At 29.5% G+C, this 24,781-nt stretch carries 27 protein-coding genes; all 27 read left to right on the forward strand.

The annotated features are described in order from the left end of the window. The coding region (locus OM90_RS01430) for a GntR family transcriptional regulator (RefSeq protein ID WP_084757927.1) at nucleotides 1-500 on the forward strand (500 nt) is incomplete at its 5' end. Between the two features lie 30 nt (nucleotides 501-530). After that, nucleotides 531-1,364: a sugar phosphate isomerase/epimerase family protein gene (locus OM90_RS01435; protein ID WP_058485102.1), complete on the forward strand. Its 834-nt coding sequence runs from the start codon at nucleotides 531-533 to the stop codon at nucleotides 1,362-1,364. Nucleotides 1,365-1,384: 20 nt separating this feature from the next. Beyond that, nucleotides 1,385-2,212, forward strand: coding sequence for a transketolase (locus OM90_RS01440; RefSeq protein WP_058485103.1), 828 nt, complete (start codon nucleotides 1,385-1,387; stop codon nucleotides 2,210-2,212). Continuing rightward, nucleotides 2,212-3,153: a transketolase family protein gene (locus OM90_RS01445; RefSeq protein WP_058485104.1), complete on the forward strand. Its 942-nt coding sequence runs from the start codon at nucleotides 2,212-2,214 to the stop codon at nucleotides 3,151-3,153. The genes OM90_RS01440 and OM90_RS01445 overlap by 1 nt, the downstream gene beginning before the upstream one ends. 17 nt (nucleotides 3,154-3,170) lie before the next feature. Next, the gene (locus tag OM90_RS01450) at nucleotides 3,171-4,067 is read left to right on the forward strand and encodes a sugar phosphate isomerase/epimerase family protein (protein ID WP_058485105.1); all 897 of its coding nucleotides are present in this window, start codon (nucleotides 3,171-3,173) and stop codon (nucleotides 4,065-4,067) included. A gap of 47 nt (nucleotides 4,068-4,114) precedes the next feature. Beyond that, entirely contained in the window at nucleotides 4,115-5,074 is a 960-nt protein-coding gene (locus OM90_RS01455) for a D-2-hydroxyacid dehydrogenase (protein WP_058485106.1), read from the forward strand. A 37-nt stretch (nucleotides 5,075-5,111) separates the two neighbouring features. Further along, on the forward strand, nucleotides 5,112-6,254 hold the full coding sequence (locus tag OM90_RS01460) for a glycerate kinase family protein (protein WP_058485107.1): 1,143 nt from the start codon (nucleotides 5,112-5,114) through the stop codon (nucleotides 6,252-6,254). Nucleotides 6,255-6,302: 48 nt separating this feature from the next. After that, nucleotides 6,303-6,752 (forward strand): tripartite tricarboxylate transporter TctB family protein, encoded by a 450-nt coding sequence (locus OM90_RS01465; RefSeq protein WP_058485108.1) that lies wholly within the window; start codon nucleotides 6,303-6,305, stop codon nucleotides 6,750-6,752. 16 nt (nucleotides 6,753-6,768) lie between these two features. After that, entirely contained in the window at nucleotides 6,769-8,277 is a 1,509-nt protein-coding gene (locus OM90_RS01470) for a tripartite tricarboxylate transporter permease (RefSeq protein ID WP_058485109.1), read from the forward strand. Nucleotides 8,278-8,341: 64 nt separating this feature from the next. Further along, nucleotides 8,342-9,331 carry a Bug family tripartite tricarboxylate transporter substrate binding protein gene (locus OM90_RS01475; protein ID WP_242860840.1) on the forward strand — a complete coding sequence of 330 codons (990 nt, stop codon included), beginning with the start codon at nucleotides 8,342-8,344 and terminating at the stop codon, nucleotides 9,329-9,331. Nucleotides 9,332-9,464: 133 nt separating this feature from the next. Beyond that, nucleotides 9,465-10,466, forward strand: a complete 1,002-nt coding sequence (locus OM90_RS01480; protein ID WP_058485110.1) for a PdxA family dehydrogenase — start codon at nucleotides 9,465-9,467, stop codon at nucleotides 10,464-10,466. 26 nt (nucleotides 10,467-10,492) lie between these two features. Beyond that, nucleotides 10,493-11,404, forward strand: a complete 912-nt coding sequence (locus OM90_RS01485; RefSeq protein WP_058485111.1) for a TIM barrel protein — start codon at nucleotides 10,493-10,495, stop codon at nucleotides 11,402-11,404. A 23-nt stretch (nucleotides 11,405-11,427) separates the two neighbouring features. After that, nucleotides 11,428-12,093 carry an aspartate/glutamate racemase family protein gene (locus OM90_RS01490; RefSeq protein ID WP_058485112.1) on the forward strand — a complete coding sequence of 222 codons (666 nt, stop codon included), beginning with the start codon at nucleotides 11,428-11,430 and terminating at the stop codon, nucleotides 12,091-12,093. A 76-nt stretch (nucleotides 12,094-12,169) separates the two neighbouring features. Further along, the gene (gene fsa, locus OM90_RS01495) at nucleotides 12,170-12,817 is read left to right on the forward strand and encodes a fructose-6-phosphate aldolase (RefSeq protein WP_058485113.1); all 648 of its coding nucleotides are present in this window, start codon (nucleotides 12,170-12,172) and stop codon (nucleotides 12,815-12,817) included. Between the two features lie 167 nt (nucleotides 12,818-12,984). After that, complete coding sequence (locus tag OM90_RS01500; protein WP_058485114.1) at nucleotides 12,985-13,746, forward strand: glycosyltransferase family 2 protein; 762 nt, start codon at nucleotides 12,985-12,987, stop codon at nucleotides 13,744-13,746. A gap of 11 nt (nucleotides 13,747-13,757) precedes the next feature. Next, nucleotides 13,758-14,120: an SMR family transporter gene (locus OM90_RS01505; protein WP_058485115.1), complete on the forward strand. Its 363-nt coding sequence runs from the start codon at nucleotides 13,758-13,760 to the stop codon at nucleotides 14,118-14,120. Next, nucleotides 14,113-15,540 carry an ArnT family glycosyltransferase gene (locus OM90_RS01510; protein WP_058485116.1) on the forward strand — a complete coding sequence of 476 codons (1,428 nt, stop codon included), beginning with the start codon at nucleotides 14,113-14,115 and terminating at the stop codon, nucleotides 15,538-15,540. Before OM90_RS01505 ends, OM90_RS01510 begins: the two co-directional genes overlap by 8 nt. A gap of 122 nt (nucleotides 15,541-15,662) precedes the next feature. After that, nucleotides 15,663-16,817, forward strand: a complete 1,155-nt coding sequence (locus OM90_RS01515; protein ID WP_058485117.1) for an RNA-binding domain-containing protein — start codon at nucleotides 15,663-15,665, stop codon at nucleotides 16,815-16,817. A 98-nt stretch (nucleotides 16,818-16,915) separates the two neighbouring features. Next, nucleotides 16,916-17,287 (forward strand): DRTGG domain-containing protein, encoded by a 372-nt coding sequence (locus OM90_RS01520; RefSeq protein WP_058485118.1) that lies wholly within the window; start codon nucleotides 16,916-16,918, stop codon nucleotides 17,285-17,287. Continuing rightward, entirely contained in the window at nucleotides 17,277-17,687 is a 411-nt protein-coding gene (locus OM90_RS01525) for an ATP-binding protein (protein ID WP_058485119.1), read from the forward strand. The genes OM90_RS01520 and OM90_RS01525 overlap by 11 nt, the downstream gene beginning before the upstream one ends. A 17-nt stretch (nucleotides 17,688-17,704) precedes the next feature. Continuing rightward, nucleotides 17,705-19,018 carry a [Fe-Fe] hydrogenase large subunit C-terminal domain-containing protein gene (locus OM90_RS01530; RefSeq protein WP_058485120.1) on the forward strand — a complete coding sequence of 438 codons (1,314 nt, stop codon included), beginning with the start codon at nucleotides 17,705-17,707 and terminating at the stop codon, nucleotides 19,016-19,018. A 14-nt stretch (nucleotides 19,019-19,032) separates the two neighbouring features. Next, on the forward strand, nucleotides 19,033-19,368 hold the full coding sequence (locus OM90_RS01535; protein ID WP_058485121.1) for a DRTGG domain-containing protein: 336 nt from the start codon (nucleotides 19,033-19,035) through the stop codon (nucleotides 19,366-19,368). Nucleotides 19,369-19,378: 10 nt separating this feature from the next. Further along, on the forward strand, nucleotides 19,379-20,077 hold the full coding sequence (locus OM90_RS01540; protein WP_058485122.1) for a PHP domain-containing protein: 699 nt from the start codon (nucleotides 19,379-19,381) through the stop codon (nucleotides 20,075-20,077). 164 nt (nucleotides 20,078-20,241) lie between these two features. After that, entirely contained in the window at nucleotides 20,242-20,733 is a 492-nt protein-coding gene (nuoE, locus tag OM90_RS01545) for an NADH-quinone oxidoreductase subunit NuoE (RefSeq protein ID WP_058485123.1), read from the forward strand. A 17-nt stretch (nucleotides 20,734-20,750) separates the two neighbouring features. After that, on the forward strand, nucleotides 20,751-21,149 hold the full coding sequence (locus tag OM90_RS01550) for a (2Fe-2S) ferredoxin domain-containing protein (protein ID WP_058485124.1): 399 nt from the start codon (nucleotides 20,751-20,753) through the stop codon (nucleotides 21,147-21,149). Between the two features lie 21 nt (nucleotides 21,150-21,170). Further along, nucleotides 21,171-22,964: an NADH-quinone oxidoreductase subunit NuoF gene (nuoF, locus tag OM90_RS01555; protein WP_058485125.1), complete on the forward strand. Its 1,794-nt coding sequence runs from the start codon at nucleotides 21,171-21,173 to the stop codon at nucleotides 22,962-22,964. Nucleotides 22,965-22,985: 21 nt separating this feature from the next. After that, entirely contained in the window at nucleotides 22,986-24,749 is a 1,764-nt protein-coding gene (locus tag OM90_RS01560) for an NADH-dependent [FeFe] hydrogenase, group A6 (RefSeq protein WP_058485126.1), read from the forward strand. Nucleotides 24,750-24,781 lie beyond the last annotated feature (32 nt).

The raw sequence follows: 24,781 nt of genomic DNA on the forward strand, positions 1-24,781 counted from the left end.
ATAGATTAATTGCAGAAGAATTTGTGGAAAATAGGCCGAGAAAAGGTATTTTTGCTGCAGAAATATCAAAAAAAGATCTTTATAAAATGTTAGATGTTAGAGTTGCATTAGAAACACTTGCAGTTACAGAGTGTTGTAAATTGATTACTGATGAACAAATGAATGAATTAAAACAATTATATAAAGACTATACAGAAAAATTAAATAGTGGAGAATATGCAAAAGCAAGTCAATTAGATAGTCAAATACATAAATATATAGCTATAGTTACAAATAATCAAAAATTAGTAACATACATAAGTGAAATAGAAGATATTTTTGCGTACACTAGGCCTTGCAATGTGAAATGGACAAAAACAAAGATTAATAGATCAATACGAGATCATAAAAATTTAATTGAAGCAATTTTTAATAGAGATGAAGAAAGAGCAATGGATTTAGTAAGAGAAGATATAGAAGCTATGAGAGATTTACTTAAACAAAATGAAAAAATATCTTGATAATAATTTTTAAAATGAGGAGATGAAGATATGAAATTATGTTATCAAGTTGCAACTCCAGATGTAGCAATTGCAGATTCGGTTACAGCTTATCAAGGACCTTTGGAAAAAAGTTTTTATGATTTAGCTTCCTTTGGATATGATGGAGTAGAGTTAATGACATTAAATCCATCAGAACTAAATTGGGATTTTGTAAGAAAAGAAGCAGAAAAAAATAAGTTAGATATTGTATTAGTATGTACTGGAGAAATATTTGGACAATTAGGATTAAGTTATACGAATCCAAAAGAAGAAGTAAGAAAAGAAGCAATAAGAAGAACAAAAGAAATAATAGATTTTGCTTCAGCCTTAAATGCAAATATTAATATTGGTAGAATTAGGGGTCAGTACTGTAGTGAACTTTCTAAAGAGCAAACAGAAAAATATGCAGTTGATGCATTTAAAGAAATCAGTGAATACAGTGGAAAGAAAAATGTAGAAATTGCTTTAGAAACTGTAACAATTATGCAAACTAATTTTATTAATACCTTAGAAGAAGCAGTCAATATAATTGAAGCAGTAGATAATCCATATTTTAAACTTATGATGGATGTGTTTCATTTAAATTTAGAAGAGAAAGATATTTGTGAGGCAATAAAACAATATAGTAAATACAATATACATGTTCATTTAGCAGATAATAATAGAAGATATCCAGGTCATTGTGGCCTAGATTTTGAAAAAATCATAACTACATTCAAAGAATGCGGTTATAATAGAAATTTTTGCACAGAAATTTTCCAAATTCCTAATCAAGAAGCAGCAGCTAAGGGAGCAATTAATCATCTTAGACCTATATTTGATAAAGTTTATGGGAAAAAATAAATAATAAAGGGGGAAGTATTATGACAAAAGAAAGGAAAGAAGAACTTAAAAATTTATGTTTTAAATTTAGAAATGATTTAATAGATCTTTTATATAGTATTCAAACAGGTCATCCTGGAGGGTCTTTATCTTCAACTGAAATTATTACAACATTATTTTTTGAAGAAATGAATATTGACCCTAAAAATCCTAATAAAGAAGGAAGAGATAGATTTATAATGTCAAAGGGTCATGGATGTCCCATGCTTTATTTAAATATGGCTGAAAAAGGGTATTTCCCTAAAGAAGATTTAAAAACTTTAAGACAAGTAGATAGTTATTTACAAGGTCATCCATGTGCGCATAAAACTCCAGGGATTGAGCTTTCTACAGGACCTTTAGGTATAGGACTTGGTGCAGGTCTTGGTATGGCATTAGGAGAAAAATTAAAAAATAGTACTGCTAATATTTATGTTTTATTAGGAGATGGAGAAATACAAGAAGGAGGAATTTGGGAAGCAGCAATGGCAGCTTCAAAATTTAAAGTCAATAACCTTATTGCTATATTAGATAATAATGGAGTGCAATTAGATGGTACATTAGAAGAAATTATGCCAATGGGGAATATTGGAAATAAATTTGAAGCTTTTGGGTGGAATGTTATACATTGTGATGGTCATGATGTTGAATCAATTTCAGATGCTATAAATCAAGCAAAAAAATCTAAAGATAAACCTACAATCATTATTGCAAAAACTGTAAAAGGAAAAGGAATATCCTTTATGGAAGGAAAAAATACATGGCATGGTAAGCCTATAGGTGAAGAAGAGTATAAATTGGCTAAAGCCGAACTAGAGGGGGTAGTTTAATGGTAGAAAAGATTGCAATTAGAGATGCCTATGGAAAAGCATTATTAAATTTAGGAAAGAAAAATGAAAAAGTTGTAGTTTTAGAATCAGATGTTGGAAATTCTACTAAGAGTATTTTATTTGGGAAAGAATTTCCTAAACGTTATTTTAATGTAGGAATTAGTGAATTTAATATGGTATCAATGTCTGCGGGTTTTGCTTGTGAAGGATTTATTCCTTTTATAAATACATTTGCAGTTTTTATGACTACAAGAGGAGCAGATCCTATGCAAAGTTTAATTGCATATGATAAATTGAATGTTAAAATTGCTGGTACATATGCAGGATTATCAGATTCTTATGATGGAGCAAGTCATCAAGCAATTACAGATATATCTTTTGTAAGGTCTATACCAAATATGACAGTAATATCAGTAAGTGACCCTATAGAAACAGAAAAAGCAGTTGAAGCGATTGCAGAATATGATGGTCCAGTTTACTTAAGATTAAGTCGTGCTGCTGCTCCAATTATATTTGATGAAAATTATGATTTTAAAATTGGAAAAGGCGTACAATTAAGAACTGGAAAAGATGTTGCAATTATTGCGACAGGAACAATTTTGCATAATGCATTAGAAGCTGCAGAATTATTAAAGGAGGTGGGAATTGAGGCAACAGTTATTAATATTCATACTATAAAACCTATTGATGAAGAAATAATTATAAATGCTGCAAAATTTACAGGAGCAGTTGTAACTGTAGAAGAACATAGTATACATGGAGGATTAGGTAGTGCTGTATCAGAAGTATTATCTAAATATTGCCCAACTCCAATGGAATTTGTTGGAGCTGTAGATTTTGCAGAATCAGGAGATTACAATCAGTTGTTAGAAAAATATGGCTATGGGCCAAAAGCAATAGTAGAAAAAGTAAAAATGGTTATTAATAAAAAAACTAATTAATTGAAAGGAATGATATTATGAAAGATTCAATACATAAATATTTTCAAATAGGAACAATTCAATGGATGAGTCATCCAACATATGATGTGCTTGACTCTATAAAAACAATTGCGTGTGATGATTTTTTTGATGCAATAGAAATATCAAAATTTAGCGATGATGAAACAAGAGAAAAAGCAAAAAAAATGTTAGAACAATCTCATTTAAAAGTATGTTATGGAGCACAACCTAGATTACTTGGTCCTAAATTGAATCCTAATGATATTGATGAAGAAGGAAGAAAGGCAGCAGAAGCTACTTTAATTGAGGCAATTGATGAAGCAGAATATTTAGGAGCAAAAGGAATTGCTTTTTTAGCAGGTAAATGGGAAGAAGAAACAAAAGATTTAGCATATGCTCAACTATTAAAGACAACAAGAAATGTATGTGATTATGCTGCAAAAAAAGGAATGACTGTTAACTTAGAAGTATTTGATTTTGATATGGATAAAGCGGCATTAATAGGCCCTGCACCTTATGCAGCAAAATTTGCAGCTGATATGAGAACTACTCATAATAATTTTGGACTTATGGTAGATTTATCTCATTTCCCAACAACTTATGAAACTTCTAAATTTGTTATTAGAACTTTAAGACCATATATCAATCATTTTCACATTGGAAATGCAGTTGTTAAAGAAGGTTGTGAAGCATACGGAGATCAACATCCAAGATTTGGTTTTCCAAATAGTGCAAATGACACACAAGAATTGTTAGATTTCTTTAAAGTATTAAAAGAAGAAGGTTTCTTTGATGCAGAAAATCCATATGTACTTTCTTTTGAAGTAAAACCATGGAAAGATGAGGACCCAGATATTATATTAGCTAATACCAAAAGAGTTATTAATAGAGCTTGGGCACTTTTAGAAGATTAAATTTAAAATATAAAATATAAAATTAAATTATAGAAAGGAAGATAAATATGAAAATAGTTATTTTAGATGGATATACTGAAAATCCTGGAGATTTATCTTGGGAAGGTTTTGAAAAATTAGGAGATTTAACTGTTTATGATAGAACTCCTAATGACAAGATAGTAGAAAGAATTGGAGATGCAGATATAGTATATACTAATAAAACACCAATAACAAAAGAAACTTTAGAGGCGTGTCCTAACATTAAATTTATTGGATTACTTGCTACAGGATATAATGTAGTAGATGTAAATGCTGCAAAAGAAAAAGGAATTCCTGTATCTAATATTCCAACTTATGGAACAGATGCAGTTGCCCAATTTGCTATAGCATTATTATTAGAATTATGTCATCATATTGGAGAACATTCAAATTGTGTAAAAAGGGGAGAGTGGAGTAATAATCCTGATTGGTGTTTTTGGAAATATCCTTTAGTAGAACTTGCAGGGAAAACTATGGGAATTATAGGATTTGGAAGAATTGGACAAGCTACTGCAAGAATTGCACAAGCTTTAGGAATGAAAGTGTTAGCATATGACTCATATAAAAATCCTGAGTTAGAATCAGAAACATGCAAATATGTAGAGTTAGATGAGTTGTTTGCTAATTCTGATGTAATTTCTCTACATTGTCCATTATTTCCTAATACAAAAGGCATTATTAATAAAGATACTATTTCAAAAATGAAAGATGGAGTTATGATTATAAATACTTCTAGAGGACCATTGATTGTGGAAGAAGATTTAAGGGATGCTTTAAATAGTGGAAAAGTTGGTGGGGCAGCAGTAGATGTAGTATCCGTTGAACCTATTAAAATGGATAATCCTTTATTAGAAGCAAAAAATATGATTATTACCCCACATATTGCTTGGGCTCCTAAAGAATCAAGACAAAGATTAATGGATATTGCTGTTGAGAATTTAAAAGCCTTTATTAATGGTTCACCAATTAATGTAGTTAATAAGTAATTTTTATACAAATGAGACCCATTAGGAAGTGACAATTATGAAAGTTGTAATAGCAATTGATTCACTAAAAGGAAGTTTATCATCTATAGAAGCAGGAAAAGCTATTAAAGAAGGAATTTTAAGAGCTATAAATGCAGAAGTAGTTATTAAGCCTCTAGCTGATGGAGGAGAAGGTACTACTGAAGCTTTTGTAGAAGGTTTTGGAGGAGAATATATATCTGTAGATGTAACAGGACCTTTAGGAAAACCGGTAAAGGCTACCTATGGATATCTTAAAGAAAGCAAGACAGCCATCATGGAGATGGCTGCTGCTTCAGGTATTACTTTAGTAGATCCTAGAGAAAAAAATCCAATGAAAGCAACAAGTTATGGTGTCGGGGAAATGATAAAAGACGCTATAAAAAAAGGATGCCGTCAATTTATATTAGGCATTGGAGGAAGTGCTACTAATGATGGTGGAATTGGAATGCTTGCAGCATTAGGATTTGAGTTTTTAGATTCAAAAGGTAAAGCGGTATCTTATGATGGAGAAGGCCTTGCTCATATTACATCTATTAAGACAGATAAAGTATTAAAAGAACTTAGAGAGTGTAAATTTAAAATAGCATGTGATGTGAATAATCCGTTATATGGCCCTAATGGAGCAACGTACGTTTTTGGCCCTCAAAAAGGGGTTACTAATGAGATGAAAGAAATTTTAGATAATGGCATGAAAAATTATGCAAAGGTTACTAAACTTTTTATGAAAAATGATTATGCTAAAGAGCCTGGAGCAGGAGCAGCTGGTGGACTTGGATTTGCTTGTATAAGTTATTTAAATGCTACTTTAGAACCAGGAATATCTCTTATATTAGATGCCATTAATTTAGAAAATGATCTAAAAGATGCTGATTATGTTATTACAGGAGAAGGAAGATTAGATTATCAGACATCCATGGGGAAGGCACCTATAGGGGTAGCTAAGCTTGCTAAAAAATATAATTGTAAAGTTATTGCTCTAGCAGGAAGTGTAACAAAAGATGCTATAAAGTGTAATGAAGAAGGAATAGATGCTTATTTTTCTATTTTAACTCAAGTTGTTTCATTAAAAGAAGCTATGGATAAAGAAATAGCTAGAAGTAATATAATTCAAACTACTGAGCAAATATTTAAATTGATTAAAACTATAAAAGAGAAATAATTATAGATTTTGAATTTAAGAAACGGGGAATATTAGGGGGGTGTAATAATGAGTAAAATTACAACAAAAAAAATAATACCACTTTTGTTTATAGCAGTAGGTCTAGTATTTGCAATTGTAGGTTTTACACACCTTGGCTTTTGGGATACAGTAGAAGGACCAATGCCCGGTTTTTTTCCATCAATTATGGCAATTGTTATGATTTTTTCAGGAATAATTGCATTTATTCAGTCTTTTAAAGAAGATGGGAATGTAGAATATAAAGCACCTGAATTTCTAGTAATTAGTGCGGGAATAGGAATTTTTGTTGCAACTTTTATTATTGGATTAATTCCAACTATTATAGTATATATAATTCTTTGGCTTAAATTATTTGAAAAAAGTAGTTGGAAAAATACTCTTATAATATTAGCTATAACGTTGTTTATCACAATAGGAGTTTTTGGAACGTGGTTAGGCATCCAATTCCCAAAGGGAATACTAGAAAATATATTATAGAGAGAAGGTGCAAAGAGTGGGAAATTTAGAATTATTATTAAAAGGTTTTGCAATTGTTTTAACACCTCAAAATATAGGAGCAGCACTTGTAGGTGCTATATTAGGACTTGGAGTTGGAGCAATGCCAGGAGTAGGAAGTTTAGCAGGAGTTGCATTATTACTTCCTTTGACTTATAAATTTAATCCAACGACGGCAATTATTATGTTAGGAGCTCTTTATTATTCCAATATGTATGGAGGAAGTTACAGTGCGATATTGCTTAATATCCCTGGAGATTCTCCAGCAGTTATGACTGCTTTAGATGGATATCCTATGGCCAAAAAGAGAAAAAGACCTGGACAAGCTTTACTTACTGCAAATATGAGTTCTTTTATTGGTGGTACAATTGGTATGATTATACTTACTTTTGCAGGACCAGGACTTGCAAATCTTGGATTAAAGTTCGGGCCATCTGAAATGACGGCTATATTATTAATCGCTATGACTTCTATAAGTTGGTTAGTTGGAGAAAATCCAATAAAAGGTATATTAATTACTATGGTAGGTATTTTGATGGCAAGTATAGGGATGGATACTTTATCAGGATCACCTAGATATGATTTTGGAAACATGTACTTATTAGGAGGAATTCCTTTTACTCCTTTTGTAATTGGTACAGTTGGATTCTCTCAAGTAATAAGTTTAATTAATGAAAGAAATAAAACTACTAAAAAAATGGATACAAAGTTGTCTATTCGTGGAAGTATGTTAACTAAAAGAGATTTTAAAAGATTAGTCCCTCCTGCTTTACGTTCTGGATTTTTAGGAACATTTGTAGGAGTACTTCCTGGAGCTGGAGCTACTACTGGTTCATTTATGGGATATGCAATTCAGAAAAAATTTAAAAATGAAGATGAGCTAGGGACAGGAGCAGTAGAGGGTATAGCAGCCTGTGAAGCAGCTAATAACGCAGCGGCAGCAGGAGCTTTTGCACCACTTTTAGCACTTGGTATACCTGGTTCAGGGACAGGAGCAGTACTTCTTGGTGGATTAATGATGTGGGGACTTAATCCTGGACCTTTATTATTTAAGAATGAACCTGATTTTGCATGGGGATTAATTTCTTCTCTATTTTTATCTAATATTTTAACACTTATTGTGGCTATTATGGTTATTCCATTTTTAACTAAAATATTATCAGTTCCTACAAAATACATGATACCAATTATTACAGTTGTTTGTGTGGTAGGTTCTTATAGTACTACTTATTCTATGTATGGTGTATTTATCATGTTAGCATCAGGAATATTAGGATACTTTCTACAAAAAAATGATTATCCTGTAGCACCAATGTTATTATCTTTTGTATTAGCACCATTATTAGAAACAAATATGAGAAAAGCATTTATTATTTCAGAAGGAAGCTTAAGTATCTTTTTTACAAGACCAATTACTCTTGTATTGATGATAATTTTTATTTCATTAATTACCGTACCTATTATAAGAGGTATATTAGGAAAAGTAAAAAAACAAAAAACAGCTTAAACTTATGTATATAATTTATTTAATTAAATTATATAAATATAAAAAAATTATAGGGGGTCTTAAAATGAATATTAAGAAAAAGTTAATTATCTTATTAGCAGTGTTAAGCATTTGTTCAACATCTTTAATAGGATGTCAAAACAAGGAAACTTCTAAAACATATGAACCATCTTCAACTATTAGCTGGATAGTAACAAGTAGTCCTGGAGGAGGTAGTGACATATTTACAAGAATGATTTCTGATATCATGACTACAGAAAATATAGTTGAAGGAACAATTGTAGTTACAAATAAGACAGATGGTGGCGGTGAAATTGGCCGTAATGAAGTAGCTCATTTAACAGGAGAAAAGGCTAATAATACTTTATTAACTTTTAATAGTGGAGATTTGATGCCAATGGTTCAAAATACTCAAAATCGTTCAAGCAATTTTAGAATTTTAGCTATTATGGCAGTAGATAAACAATTGATTTTTAAAAGTGAACATACAAAATATAATGATTTTAAAGAAGCAATTGAAGCAGCAAAAAATGGAGAAAGTGTTGTAATTGGCGGTTCAAAAGGAGATGATATTGCTACTTATGAAGCAATGATTGAAGAAATTGGTGTTTCTCAAGATAATATGAAATATATTACATATGATTCAACTGGGGATGCAATTACAGCGGCATTAGGAGGACATGTTGAATTTGTAATTTCTAAGCCAGCAGCAGCATCAGAATATGTAGAAGCAGGCCTTTTAATTCCTGTATTAGCACTTGCTAATGAAAGATATACTGGGAATTTAGCAGATGCTCCAACATTAAGTGAAATAGGAGATTATGAAAATGTTGAAATTCCTGTTTGGCGTGGTGTAGCAGCTCCTGCTGCTATGAGTGATGAAGCAGTAGCTTTTTGGTCAGAAGCATTAGGAAAAGTTGCAGAGACAGAACAATGGAAAAATGATTATATAGAGAAAAATAAATTAATTCCTGATTATAAAGATACAGTAGAAGCAACTGAATATGTAACACAATATGAAAAAGAATTTATGGAAGCTAATGGAATTGAATAATTTATTTAGTATCATATATTTTAACTATTAGTTTATAGTTAGTTTTTCAAGAAGTGCTATTAAAAACAATTTAAATAATAGCACTTCTTTTAAAAATTATTAATTTAATATATTTAAATTTAGGAGGTAAATAATGAATAATAAACCTATTTTAGGAATAATCATAGGAGATGCAGCAGGAGTAGGTCCTGAAATTGTAGCAAAATTAGCAGCAAATAATTTTTACTATGAATATTGCAGACCAATTGTCTTAGGGGATGCAAGAATTTTACAAATGGGAGCAAAGGCAGCAAAGGTAAATGTTCCTATGGAAATTATAGAGGATGTAGAAGATGCAAAATGGGAAAAAGGAATTCCAGTTCTTGACCAGAAAAACTTAGATCCTAATAATATTGTATATGGACAATTAAGTGTAGAAAGTGGCAAAGCTTGTGTTGATTTATTAAGGCTTGCAATTGAGTTATATAAAGAAGAAAAAATAGATGGATTTTGTTTTGCGCCTTTAAATAAATCTGCAATGATTTCAGCAGGATGTAAATTTGAGAGTGAACATCATTACATGGCACATTTATTCAATCATACAGAACCTTTTGGAGAAATAAATGTAGTTGAAAATCTATGGACAACAAGAACAACAAGTCATATTCCAATTAGTCAGGTAAGTGCTAATTTATCTGTTGAAGCTATTATGAGAGCTATTCGATTAGCAAATACTACATTAAAAAATGCGGGGATTGAAAAACCAAAACTTGGAATAGCAGCCCTTAATCCTCATTGTGGAGAAAATGGTAAATGTGGTAGAGAAGAAATAGATATTATTGCTCCAGCCATTAAAAAAGCTAATGAAATGGGAATAGATGCACAGGGCCCATTTCCTTCCGATATTCTATTTATAAAAGCGTTTAATGGTGATTTTGATGGAGTAGTAACTATGTATCACGACCAAGGACAAATAGCCTTAAAACTTAAAGGATTTGAACAAGGAATTACTATTGCAGGAGGGCTTCCAGCTCCTATTGTTACTTGTGCTCATGGTACTGCTTATGATATAGCAGGAAAAGGAATAGTAAAGACATCTGCTTTTGAAAATGCTGTAAAGATGGCTTCAAGAATGGCACAACATACTAAAAGATAGAAAGCAAGAGAAAGAAGGATAAAAACATGAATGTTTCTATGAGAAAATACATGAAAGTAGGAATTATTCTTCATATGGCATTTGATGGACTTGCTAAAGGAGAAGGACCTATACTAGAAAATCTAGAAAAAATAGTAAAAGATGATTATTTTGAAGTTGTAGAAGTAACTCAAATAAAAGATCCAATGGTTAGAAAAGCGGCAGCTGATATGATTAAATGTGGACATATGGAAGTTGCTTATGGTGGACAGCCAAGATTACTAACAACAGGAATGAATATTAATGATTTAGATGAAGAAAAAAGAAAAGCAGCTGTACAATCATTAAAAGAAGGTATAGATGAAGCATATGAGTTAAATGCAGTAGGATTTTCATATCTTGCAGGAAAATATGAAGAAGATAGGAAAGAAGAAGCTTTTCAAGCTTTAATAAAATCAAGCAAAGAATTATGTGAATATGCTAAATCAAAAGGAGATATGCCTGTTGTATTAGAAATTTTTGATTATGATATTGATAAAAAATCTTTAATAGGCCCTACGTATATGGCAAAAAGATTGGCAGAAATTATGACAGCTGAATATGATAACTTTGGTTTAATGGTTGATTCAAGCCATATTCCAATGCTTCATGAAACTTTAGAAGAAAGTTTATTTCCCATAAAAGATTATATAAAACATGCTCATATGGGTAATACGGTAATTAAAGATTCTAAATATCCAGCATATGGAGATACTCATCCTCGTTTTGGTTTTCCAAACAGTGAAAATGATGTAGAAGAATTAGCAGATTATTTAAGAATGTTAATAAAAATAGGATATCTTAGTGAAAATAAACGTTCTATTGTAAGTTTTGAAGTAAAACCTTTTGGTAATGAGGATAGTGAAATAGTAATTGCAAATGCAAAACGTACATTAAATTTAGCTTGGGAACTGGTATAAAAATAGAGATAGGTGTGATAGTTATGAAAAGTATTGCATTAATTCACACTGTAAAAAGTGTAGCAAATACCTTTGAAGATAAAATAAGGGAATATATTGATGAAGAAATAAAAGTGCATAATTTATTAGATGATTTTTTAGCAAATAACCCTAATGAAATTGGTGAATTTAGTATTATTAATTATAATCGTTTATTAAATGATGTAAAAAATGCAGAATTAACAGGAGCCGATATAATTGTAACAACTTGTTCAACATTGACTCCTATAATAGAAATGATACGACCGTTTATTAGTGTTCCTATAATTGCGATTGATGATGCCATGACTAAAAAAGCAATTACTTATGGAGAAAAATTAATGGTTTTGGCTACAGCCAATAGTACCATAGAACCTACAAAAAATAAATTATTTATGGAAGCAAATAAAGCTAGTGTTAGTATATCAGTTGATACAAAGGTTTGTAGTGCTGCATTTAAAGCTATGAAAGCATTAGATATGAAAACCCATGATAACTTGTTAAAAGAAGCGGCTTTAGATATAAAAGGATATGATTGTATAATTTTAGCACAGGCATCTATGGCTCATTTAGAGAATGATATTTCTAAAATATGTAATTGCCCTGTATTATCAAGTCCTAGATTATGTCTAGAACAGATAAAACAAACATTAAAAAATTTAAATAAATAAAATAAAGTTTTATATATCTATAACTAGATAAAGGTCGTAGATGCTAGTATTAGATGGACATTAAAGGAGTGTATATATGAAATTATTTATTGATACTGCTAACGTGGAAGAAATTCGCAAAGCAAATGATATGGGTATAATATGTGGAGTTACCACAAATCCTTCTTTAATTGCTAAAGAAGGACGAGATTTTGTAGAAGTTGTAAAAGAAATTACAAGTATAGTAGATGGTTCTATTAGTGCAGAAGTTATTAGTCTTGAGGCAGAAGGAATGATCAAAGAAGCAAGAGAATTAGCTAGAATTCATAAAAATATAGTTATAAAAATTCCTATGACTATAGAAGGATTAAAAGCTGTAAAAATACTTAATGCAGAAAATATTAAAACGAATGTTACCCTTATTTTTTCATCAGCTCAAGCTTTACTTGCTGCAAAAGCAGGAGCAACATATGTAAGCCCTTTCTTAGGAAGACTTGATGATATTGGAAATGAAGGAATGAATTTGATTAAAGAAATTGTTCAAATATTTAATGTACACAATATAAAAACAGAAATTATAGCAGCTAGTATTAGAAATCCTATTCATGTTATTCAAGCAGCTAAACTAGGAGCTAATATTGCAACTATTCCTTACAATGTTATTATTCAAATGACAAAACATCCTTTGACAAATAATGGAATAGAAAGATTTTTAAAAGATTGGGAAACTGTACCTAATAAATAATTTAAGATAAAAAAGCCATAAATTTTTAGTGTTTTGCTAAAAATTTATGGCTTTTTTTTTATGAAATAAATTAACTTTATTCTTTAGTTAAAAGTTTTCACTTTTTCATAAAAATAAAATTAAATGAACATAATATAATTAAAATATTAATTTAAAGAAGGGATAAAATGAATTCTAAAATAATTATAGGGTTGCCGGCTTATAATGAAGAAAAAGCTCTTCCACAATTATTAGAAAAAATTAAAAATGTCAAAAGGACTATTACTTATCCTTTAGAGATAATAATAATAAATGATGGAAGTACAGATAACACTAGAAAAATTTTAGAAGAGTATCAATCAAAATATAGTTATATTAAAGTTATTAATCATAATAAAAATAAAGGATTAGGAGCTGCTATAAAAACATTATTTTATACGGTTATTAAAAATTATAAAGATAGTGATTTTCTTGTTACTATGGATAGCGATAATACCCATAACCCATCTCATATAATAAAAATGATTAAAAGAATGGAAAATGAAAATTTAGACCTTATTATAGCTTCACGTTTTACAAAAGGAGGGAAAGAAATAGGGGTTCCCATTATAAGAAAACTTTATAGTAGAGGGGCAAAATATTTTTTTAAAATATTTTTTGGTATAAAAAATATAAATGATTATTCCTCAGGATTTAGAGTATATCGTATAGGATATATTCGTAAGTCTATAGATTTATATCAAGATAATTTAATCACTACTAATGGATTTGATTGTATGGCAGAAATATTAGCTCGTTTTAGTAAGATAGGAGTTAAAGCAGGGGAATATCCTCTTATGTTAGAGTATAACTTAAAAGAAGGGAAAAGCAAGATGGATATAGGAAAAACAATTTTAGGATATTTAGGATTGTTAAAAAGAGTGAAAAAGCCTGTTTTAAAAAATAGATAAAAGGTGAAGTTATGAAAAATCTAGGAATTATATTATTTTCAGTTATTTCAGGAGCAATAGGACAAATAATATTAAAAGTTGGAGCAAATAAATTAGGAGAATTGCCTTTTAATTTTAATACTATATATAAAGATATTATAAGAATTATTACGGTTCCAGAAATTATACTAGGGATAATATTTTTTTCTATAAGTTTTATTTTATGGATTAAAGTACTAACAAAAAACGAATTAAGTTATAGCTATCCTATGGTAAGTTTAAATTATGTGATAATAATTATTATGTCTTATTTTTTATTTAATGAGGAATTAAGTTTAAAAAAAATAATAGGTATAGGACTTATTGTTTTGGGGGTTTGTATTATTTATGTTTAAAATAAAAGAAAAGATAATTATTACTATTATATTCATATTTATTTTAGGTCTTAGGATACCTTATATTAATAATTCACCTTATGAAACTGGCGAAAGATGGAGACAATCAGATACGGAATCAATTGCTCGTAATTTTGTAGAATATAAATTTAATATTTTTTATCCTCAACTTAATTATGATGGACCTATGCCCAATTATGTTCAACTAGAATTTCAAATAACTACTTATATTATTGCAATATTATATAAAATATTTGGGTATAAATATTGGATTGCTAGATTAGTACCAATTAGTTTTTTCATGGGGTCTTGCTTTTTTTTATATTTAATTTCAAAAACATATTATTCCATAGAAAAAACTATGATAACTCTCATTTTTTATGGAATTTTTCCTATTAACATATTTTTTTCTAGAGCAATTATGCCTGAATCTGGGGCATTATTTTTTTATTTAGGAGCGTTTTATTATTTCATTAAATGGACTAATACTTCTAAGATAAAGTATTTATATATTTCTTCTATATTTACTGCTTTAGCAATTTCTCAAAAAATACCTATAATATTTGTTGGAATACCTATGATAGTAATAGCATTAAAAAAATATAAAACAGATATATTTAAAATTAAAGAAATCTATTATTTTGGAATAATATCTCTAGGATTTCCTTTGTTATATTTTACTTGGGCAAAAAATATTGCAGAATTTAAATTTGTAAGTAATATTGCTAGTAAGCATATCTTTTTAAGAATGTTTACAGATTTTTTAACTAAAGAAGCTTTAGAATTTTTTAAAAGTAAAATGATTCAGGGATATACTTTACAGATTTTATTATTATTTTTAATAGGAATATTTATGATTAATTGGGAAAGGGAATTTGATATAGGAATTTGGTTATTAGCTATGATTTTGGAATTTATCTTAATTGTTGCAGTTATTAGACTTTATTATTATTTAATTTTTATTAGTCCATTGATTGCTATTATAGCCTCTAAACCTTTATCTATGATATGGAAACATAAATATGGAGGAGTATGGATTAGTTTAATTATAATGTGGATTGGAATTACAACTTATAAAGGGTTAATTCCTTATTATATTGAAAAAGTAGATTTAATAAAACAAGCTGATATGGTTAAAAAATATACGAAAAAAGAAGATTTAATTGTTGTAGGAACTCAAGACCCGGCTCTTATTAATGCTAGTGAAAGAAAAGGATGGAGAGCTAATATAAAGTATTATGATTATATACCAAAAGATCTAGAAAAAGAAATAGAATATTATATAAATAATGGAGCAAAATATTTTGTCCCCATGAAAGGATGGATATATAATGATAATGGAGAGTATAAGAGATATCTTGATAACAATTTTAAAAAAATTAAAAATACAGAAGGATACTATATATATAAACTTAAATAGATTATAATAATAATTAGAAATTTTTATAAAAAATAAAAACTAAAAATATTTTGTTATTTAAATTTATGATGAATAATAAAATAATACTATTTATATGAAAATGAGATTGAGGGGGCGAAAATTTGGATATACATAAACTAGAAAGCTTACTTCGTAAACCAGAAGGGTTTAAACTAGATTTTAAAGAAAAGCTTAAGTTAAATACAGAGACAGATAAGAAAGAATTTGTAAAAGATGTTTGTGCTATTGCTAATACTAATGGAGGAAGAGGGTATATTATTTTTGGAGTAAAAGATAAAACTAAAGAAATCATTGGAGTAGAATTAAAGCCTTTTAATGAAGAAAAAATTCAACAAATTATATGTAATAGATGTGATCCTCCTGTTCCTATTCGGGTAGATATTATAAATTACAAACAAAAAAATATAGCAGTAGTTACTATATTTAAAAGTGAGCAAAGACCTCATCAAATTAGACAGACAGGAACTTTTTATATTAGAAGGGGTTCTACAACAGATGTAGCTAGAAGACACGAAATAGCAAATATGCTTCAAGAAAATGGACTTATAAGCTATGAACAAGTAATATGTAGAAAAGTTCAAATAACAGAATTGGATGAAAATTTATTAAAAGAGCATATTTTAGGTACAGGAATTATTCTTAAAGAAAAGAAAGAAATTTTATTAGAGGGATTGGGAATAATAGGAAAAGAAACTGAAAAATCTATATATCATCCAACTATGGGAGGACTTCTTTTATTTGGGAAATGTCCTCAGAATTATTTACCCCATATAGGAATAAAGATTGATTATAAAAACAAAATTTATAATATTAAAGGTAATATTTTAGAAATGTTAGATAAGTGTGAAAATTTAATATCTGATTTTTTTAAAAATACTTCTTATCCAGTAGTATCTATTTATGATGCCATTGCTAATGCAGTAGTGCATAGGGATTATTGGGATATGAGTAGAGAAATAGTGATAAGTATTAAAGATGAAAAAGTAGAAATATCAAATCCTGGTTCTATTAGTGTAGGAGGAAGTTTTAAAAAAATAACGAAGAGACAAGAATTACATAGAAGAAATCCATGGCTTTATCAACGTTTACTTTTGATGGATAAAAAAGGACGTTTCCTTAAATATGGGTTAGGAATGCAAAGAATTAAAAAACCTTTTAAAAACATTGGAAAAGTAAAAGTAATTAATCTCCCTAATAAAAATTTATTTAAAATTATACTTCCAGGAGAAATTTATTTTTCAAATAAAAAAAATTAATTTTTCTGTTATAATATTTTTATAATAAAATATTTGAAAATTATAAAATTAAAAAAATATATTGGTAATTTATTTATAAAATAAAGGGAGAGTTGTGCGTGAAATTAAGTGAGGTAAAAGAAATTTTAGATGCAGAAGTTTTAGTAGGAGAACATAATTTAGATAGGGAAGTATATTTAGCTTGTGGTTCAGATTTAATGAGTGATGTATTAGCTTTTGTAAAGGATAAAGTTTTATTACTTACGGGGTTAGTAAATCCACAAGTAATAAGAACAGCTGAAATGATGGATATTAAAGCTATTGTTTTTGTGAGAGGAAAAAAACCTAGTGAAGAAATTTTAAAATTAGCAGAAGAAAAGGATATGATTATATTAACTACAAAGTATCCATTATATATTTCTTGTGGACTTTTATATAGCAAGGGGTTAACAGGACAAGAATCTAAACAGGAGGGAGGACATGAAACTTAATTTTGAAGTAGATGGAGATGAATTTATTTTAGCTGGAGAAGCTTCAAGTCAAGTAAAAAAAATATTAAAGCAATTAGGAGTATCATCAGAAATAATAAGAAGAATTGCAATTGCTATGTATGAAGCAGAAATAAATATGGTAATTCATGCAAATGGAGGAAAAATAGAAGTCGAAATTACTCCTAAAAAGGTGTATATAGTTTTGAAAGATACAGGACCGGGAATTCCTGATATAGATTTGGCAATGCAGGAAGGATACTCAACTGCTTCTGAAGAAGTAAGAGAGTTAGGATTTGGTGCAGGTATGGGCCTACCTAATATGAAAAAATATAGTGATGATTTAAAAATAACATCAGAAGTTGGAAAGGGAACAACAGTAGAAATTACAGTATATATTTAATTTAAGAAGGTGATAAAATGTGTAAACACCTGCATTCTGTGACTCTTCAAGAAGATAAATGTAGGGGATGTACAGATTGTATAAAAAGATGTCCTACAGAAGCTATAAGAGTAAGAAATGGAAAAGCCAAAATTATAAATGAGAGATGTATAGATTGCGGTATGTGCATAAAAGTATGTAAAAATCATGCGAAAAAAGCAGTAACAGATACTTTAGATAGTTTATCAGAATATAAGTATAAAGTAGCAATGCCAGCACCTACTTTATATGCACAATTTAAGAATATATTAGATGTTAATGTAATCTTAACAGGACTTAAAAAACTAGGTTTTGATGAAATATTTGAAGTTGCTAGGGGAGCAGAAATTGTTACAGAAGCTTCAAAAAAAATGATAAAAAATTCTTCATTAAAAAAACCTATTATATCGTCAGTTTGCCCTGTTATTGTCAGATTAATTCAAATTAGGTTTCCTGAATTAATTGATAATATACTCCCCATTATGTCTCCTATGGAAGTAGCAGCTAGGATAGTAAAAACTAATTTAATAAATAAAGGATTTAAAAAAGAAGATATAGGAATATTTTTTATTAGTCCTTGTGCTGCTAAAGCAACAAATGCAAAAAATCCTATAGGGTTTGAAAAATCGTTTGTGGATAAAGTAATTTCTATAAGAGATGTATATATGAAGCTTATTCCTATTATAAAAAAGATTGATAAAGTTCAAGAGATTAGGCAAAGTACTAGAAAAGGCATTGGTTGGGCTATGAGTGGAGGAGAAGGAGAAGTTTTAGGAATTGACAATTATATAGCTGTAGATGGAATAGAAAATGTAAATAGAATTTTAGAACAAGTGGAAAATGGAAAATTAGAAGATGTGGAATTTATTGAAGGATTAGCATGTGATGGAGGATGTCTTGGAGGTCCTTTAACAGTAGAAAATAGTTTTGTTGCAAAAAATCATCTCAAAAAAGTTTTAAATTATTCTATGAATCAGGCAAAAAATATAGAAGAAGAAAATTTTAATATAGAAGGGAATTTAACATGGAATAAAGAAGTAATGTATAAACCTGTTATGACATTGGATGAAGATATGGAAAAAGCAATTAAAAAAATGGAGGAATTAGAAAGAATATATGAAAAACTTCCACATATAGATTGTGGTTCTTGTGGCACTCCAAATTGTAGAGCTTTAGCAGAAGATATAGTAAGAAATAATGCTAACATAGAAGACTGTATATTTATGTTAAGACAAAAAGTTAGAAAAATGGCTGAAGATATGGTTTGTTTGTCTCAAAAATTGCCTCCAGCCATTGGAAGAGAAAAGATGTAATAAGGAGGATATTTATGACAGTTAAAGATATGGTTGAAAAATTAGGATTATCTATCATAGCTGGAAAAGAGGGGGTAGATAAAGAAATTACTACAGGATATGTAGGAGATTTACTTAGTTGGGTAATGGCAAATGCTAAGGCAGGAGCAGTATGGATTACTATTCAAAGTCATGTAAATATTATAGCAGTTGCTTCTTTAATTAACTTATCTTGTATTATTGTGGCAGAAGGAGCTACTATAGATAAGGAAACAATTGTAAAAGCAAATGAAGAAAAAATTCCTTTATTATCAACTAATAAAAATAGTTATGAAATAATAAAAGAATTAATTGAGATAGGTATAAAGTAAGGGGATATTTATGAAATATGCTTATGATTTACATATTCACACGGCATTATCTCCCTGTGCTGATGAAGATATGACACCTAATAATATAGTTAATATGTCTATTTTAAAAGAATTAGATATTATTGCAATTACAGATCATAATTCCTGTGAAAATGCAGAGGCAGTTATGAAAGTAGCAAAGGGAACAGATTTATTGGTCATTCCAGGTATGGAAATAGAAACATCAGAGGAAATTCATATGGTTTGTTTATTTCCTAATATTGATTTTGCTAATAAAATGCAAAATATAGTATATGATAATTTGCCAAAGTTAAAAAATGATAAGAATATTTTTGGAAAACAATTAATTTTAGATGATAAAGATGACATCGTTGGGGAAAATGAAAAACTTCTTTTAACAGCAACTAAATTAAGTATTTATGATGTTGTAAAATATACAAAAGAATTAAAAGGAGTATCTTTTCCTGCTCATATAGATAGAAAATCTTATAGTATTATATCTAATTTAGGTTGGATTCCTAAAGATTTAGACATACATACTATAGAGGTTTCGAAATATTGTAATATTGATAAAATAATATCGAAATATAATGATTTTATGATTATAAAATCTTCAGATGCTCATTATTTAACAGATATATTAGAAAGAGAACAATTTATAGAAATTAAAAGCAAATCTATTGAAGAAATTATTAAGTATTTATCCTAAATTATTTAGAAAATAAAGTATGTTTATGTTATAATATTGACAATTATATAAGAAATATGATAGTTTTTTATTAGTATGTATACATTAATCTTTTTTTATGTAAATAACTTCAAATTTTTTGAAGTTTAATTATTATATTTTAACATTTAGAAAGGGGAAGGGAAATGGCTAATTGTGTAAGTTGCACAAATAAATTATCAGAGCAAGGATTTCAGAAATTAGAACAGTTTATTGATGAATTGGATGAAAAAAATGGAGCTTTAATTTCTGTATTGCATAAAGCTCAAGAAATTTTTGGATATCTTCCAAGAGAAGTGCAACAATTCGTTGCAAAAAAGTTAGAAATACCAGTATCTAAAGTATATGGTGTTGTTAGTTTTTATTCATTTTTTACCATGATTCCTAAAGGAGAACATCCTATTTCTGTCTGTATGGGAACAGCATGTTATGTTAGAGGAGCAGAAAAAGTATTAAATGAGTTTAAAAGAGAATTAAACATTGATATCGGAGAAACAACTAAAGATGGTAAATTTTCCCTTGATGCTCTTCGCTGTGTAGGAGCTTGTGGATTGGCTCCAGTTGTTTTAATTGGAGAAAAAGTATATGGGAGAGTTACGCCTGACCAAGTGAAATCAATTTTAAAAGAATTTGAATAATATGGGGAGGTAAAATAATGGCAAAGATAAAATCTTTGGAAGAATTAAAACAACTTCGAGAACAGTTTAAATCAAAAGTTGATCTAAGGGAAAAAGGCGATAAAATGGAAAAAATGATACAGATTCGTGTAGCAATGGCTACTTGTGGTATTGCAGCAGGAGCTAGAGATGTCATGAATGCTTTAGTAGATGAAGTTAGTGCTCAAAAATTAGATAATGTAGTTATATCTCAGACAGGATGTATGGGTTATTGTTATGCAGAACCAACTGTAGAAGTAACTATTCCCGGGAAAGAACCTGTAGTTTTTGGGGAAGTAGATAAAGAAAAGGTTAAAGAGATAATAGAAAAATATGTGAAAAACGGAGAGCTATTAGATGGCATTATACCTGTAACTCATAAAACAGTAGATGAGTAATTCTAAAAGGAGGATTTAGTAATGTCCAAGTATAAAATGCATGTATTAGTGTGTGGTGGAACAGGTTGTCTTTCTTCTAATTCAAGTCAGATTGTGGATAATATTAAAAAATACTTAAAAGAAAATGGAATGGAAAACGATGTTCAAGTTTTAAAAACAGGTTGTTTTGGTTTCTGTGAAAAAGGACCAATAGTAAAAATTCTTCCAGATAACACTTTTTATGTACAAGTCAAACCAGAAGATGCAGAAATTATTGTAAAAGAGCATTTAGTAAAAGGAAGAAAAGTAGAGAGATTGTTATACAAAGAACCATTGACTAATAAATCTATTGAAGATTCGAAACATATGGATTTTTATAAAAAACAAATGCGTGTAGCTCTTAGAAATTGTGGCTTTATTGATCCAGATAATATAGATGAATACATTGCAAGAGATGGTTATCAAGCTTTAGGAAAAGCATTGACTGAAATGACACCAGAAACAGTTATAGAAGAAGTTAAAAAATCTGGATTAAGAGGTCGTGGTGGTGGAGGTTTCCCCACAGGGCTTAAATGGGAATTTGCTCATAAAAACAAAGCTGATCAAAAATATGTTGTCTGTAATGCTGATGAAGGAGATCCAGGAGCATTTATGGATCGTTCAATTTTAGAAGGAGATCCTCATTCAGTAGTAGAAGCTATGGCAATATGTGGATATGCCATAGGAGCAAATAAAGGGTTAGTATATATTCGTGCGGAATATCCTTTAGCTATTCAACGTTTAAGAAATGCTATTAAATCTGCAAGAGAATATGGATTATTAGGAAAAGATATTTTAGGTACAGGTTTTGATTTTGATATTGAAATAAAATACGGTGCTGGAGCTTTTGTATGTGGTGAAGAGACAGCTCTTATTCATTCCATGGAAGGGGGAAGAGGAGAACCTACAACAAAACCTCCATTCCCAGCTGAATCAGGTTTTTGGGGAAAACCAACCAATGTAAATAATGTAGAAACATTTGCCAACATTCCTGTAATTTTATTAAAAGGAGCAGATTGGTTTAGTTCTATTGGAACAGAAAAATCTAAAGGAACTAAGGTATTTGCTTTAGCTGGTAAAATTAATAATGTGGGTCTTATTGAAGTACCTATGGGAACGACTTTAAGAGAAGTTATATTTGATATTGGTGGCGGAATTAAAAATGGTAAGAAATTTAAAGCAGTTCAAACAGGAGGACCTTCTGGAGGATGTTTAACAGAAAAAGATTTAGATACTCCTATTGATTTTGATAATTTACTTGCTAAAGGTTCAATGATGGGTTCTGGTGGAATGATTGTTATGGATGAAGATGATTGTATGCCAAGTGTAGCAAAATTCTATTTAGAATTTACAGAAGATGAATCCTGTGGTAAATGTACTCCTTGTAGGGTTGGAACTAAAAGATTATCAGAAATTTTAACTAAGATTACTGAAGGAAAAGGTACAATGGAAGACCTTCAAACCTTAAAAACTTTAAGTCAAACTATTAAAGATACAGCTTTATGTGGATTAGGACAAACAGCTCCAAATCCAGTACTATCTACTATAGAAACTTTTTGGGATGAATATGTAGCTCATGTAAAAGAACATAGATGTCCAGCAGGACAGTGTACAGCTTTATTACAATATAAAATTCTTGAAGAAAAATGTATTGGATGTACAGCTTGTTCAAGAGTTTGTCCTGTAGGTGCAATTTCAGGTAAAGTAAAATCAACTCATGTAATAGATCAAGATAAATGTATTAAATGTGGAGCTTGTTACGATAAATGTAAATTTAGTGCAATTGTAAGGCAATAAAAGAAAAGGAGTGTAAAACCAATGTCAGATATAAAAGTTACAATTGATGGAAAACAGGTTGTAGTTCCTAAAGGAAGTACAATTTTACAGGCAGCTCAAAAAGTAGGAATTCATATCCCTACATTATGTCATCTTGATTTACATGATATTAAGATGGTTAATAAAGCAGCTTCTTGTAGAATCTGTGTTGTTGAAGTAGAAGGTAGAAGAAATTTAGCACCTGCTTGTGCAACTCCTGTGTTTGATGGTATGGTTGTAAAGACCAATACAGTTAGAGTATTAAATGCAAGAAAGGTTGTTTTAGAATTACTATTATCAGACCATCCAAAGGATTGTCTAATTTGCCCAAAATCAGGTAATTGTGAATTACAAGAATTAGCAGAAACCTTTGGATTAAGAGAAGTAAGATTTAAAGATGCTAAACAATCAACTTATAGAAAAGATTATTCTACAACAATTATTCGTGATATGGATAAATGTATTATGTGTAGAAGATGTGAAACTATGTGTAATGAAGTACAAACAGTAGGAGCATTATCTGGAATAAATAGAGGCTTTAATGCTGTTGTTGCCACATCTTTTGAAGTTAACTTAGAAGATTCTGTATGTACTCATTGTGGACAATGTGTTGCAGTATGTCCTGTAGGAGCTCTTAGTGAAAAAGATTATACATGGGATGTTGTAGAAGCTTTAGCAGATCCAGATAAAGTGGTAGTTGTTCAAACAGCTCCAGCAGTTAGAGCAGCTTTAGGAGAAGAATTTGGCATGGAACCTGGAACTTTGGTTACAGGAAAAATGGTAGCAGCTCTTAGAAGATTAGGTTTTGATTATGTTTTTGATACAGATTTTGCAGCAGATTTAACTATAATGGAAGAAGGAACAGAATTATTAGATAGAATAAAAAGATTTTTAGATGGAGATAAAACTGTAAAACTTCCAATTCTTACATCTTGCTGTCCAGGATGGGTAAATTTCTTTGAAAGTCAATTTCCAGAATTATTAGATGTTCCTTCAACAGCAAAATCTCCACAACAAATGTTTGGAGCTATAGCAAAATCTTATTATGCTGAAAAATTAGGAATTCCAAGAGAAAAAATGGTGGTAGTTTCTGTTATGCCATGTTTAGCTAAAAAATATGAGGCATCTAGAGATGAATTTGCAGTAAATGGTAATCCAGATGTAGATATTTCTATTTCTACAAGGGAATTAGCACATTTAATTAAAAAAGCTAATATAGAATTTAAAGATCTTGAAGATGAGGATTTTGATAAACCTTTAGGAGAATCTACTGGTGCAGGAGTAATTTTTGGTACTACTGGAGGAGTTATAGAAGCAGCAACAAGAACAGCTTATGAATTATTTACAGGCAAACCCCTTGAAAAAGTTGAATTTGAACAATTAAGAGGGATGGAAGGAGTTCGTACTGCTACAGTTAAAATGGGCGATTTGGATCTTAATATTGGGATTGCCCATGGATTAGGAAATGCAAGAAAACTTCTTGAGGAAATAAAGAATGGTAACCCAAGGAATTTTCATGCAATAGAAATTATGGCTTGTCCTGGTGGATGCATTGGTGGAGGAGGGCAACCATATCACCATGGAAATATTGAAATTTTGAAAAAACGTGCAGAGGCGATTTATAGAGAAGATGCTAATAAGCCAATTAGAAAATCCCATGAAAATCCAGCTATTAAAGAGTTATACGATACTTATTTAGGGCATCCAATGAGTGAAAGAGCACATAAACTCCTTCATACAAAATATACCCCTAAAGAAAGAGTATAATTAATTAACAACTTCCGTCATATATATTTGGC

It is taken from the genome of Defluviitalea phaphyphila, from assembly GCF_001466305.1.
GTDB lineage: Bacteria > Bacillota > Clostridia > Lachnospirales > Defluviitaleaceae > Defluviitalea_A > Defluviitalea_A phaphyphila.